Here is a 923-nt window from a genome sequence, read left to right on the forward strand (position 1 = left end):
TTGGCCCTTAACATTGAAAGCAGAGGCTTTACGGTGTCGGTATTCAACCGTTCCCCGGAGAAAACGCATGACCTCTTGAAAGAAGCGGAAGGCAAAAACCTGACAGGCACGTTCTCCATCGAAGAGTTCGTGGCATCCCTGGAATCCCCGCGCAAAATTTTGATCATGGTTCAAGCGGGCAGCGCAACGGACGCAACGATCGAACAGCTGCTGCCTCATCTGGACGAAGGCGACATCATCATCGATGGCGGAAATGCCTACTTCCCTGACACGCAGCGCCGCAGCAAAGAGCTGGAAGACAAAGGCATTCGCTTCATCGGCACAGGCGTATCCGGCGGTGAAGAAGGCGCGCTGAAAGGCCCTGCAATCATGCCGGGCGGACAGGAAAGTGCCTACAAACTCGTCGAACCGATCCTGACGGCGATTTCCGCCAAAGTAGGCGACGATCCTTGCTGTACATACATCGGACCAGACGGTGCCGGACATTATGTGAAAATGGTGCACAACGGCATCGAGTACGGAGATATGCAGTTGATCGGTGAGGCCTACCACCTGCTCAAATCCGTGCTGAACGTCTCGGTCGAAGAGCTGCATGAAATCTTTACGGAGTGGAACAAAGGCGAACTCGACAGCTACCTGATCGAGATTACGGCCGACATCTTCTCCAAATACGATCCGGAAACCGGCAAACCGATGGTCGACGTCATCCTGGATGCTGCCGGACAAAAAGGAACGGGCAAATGGACAAGCCAAAGCGCGCTGGATCTGGGCGTACCGCTGTCCATGATTACGGAATCCGTATTCTCGCGCTTCTTGTCTGCCATGAAGGACGAGCGCGTAGCGGCAAGCAAAATCCTGAACGGCCCGTCCGCGTCCGCCTTCACAGGCGACAAAGCTGCGTTCATCGAGAGCGTGCGCAAAGC

General features: G+C 55.3%; 1 protein-coding gene. It reads left to right on the top strand.

The features are described from left to right. The coding region (gene gnd, locus RSX24_RS32215; protein WP_343262910.1) for an NADP-dependent phosphogluconate dehydrogenase at positions 1 to 923 on the top strand (923 nt) is incomplete at both ends.

Origin of the sequence: Paenibacillus hubeiensis (assembly GCF_032334105.1) — a bacterium.
In the GTDB taxonomy this organism is placed as follows: domain Bacteria; phylum Bacillota; class Bacilli; order Paenibacillales; family Paenibacillaceae; genus Paenibacillus; species Paenibacillus hubeiensis.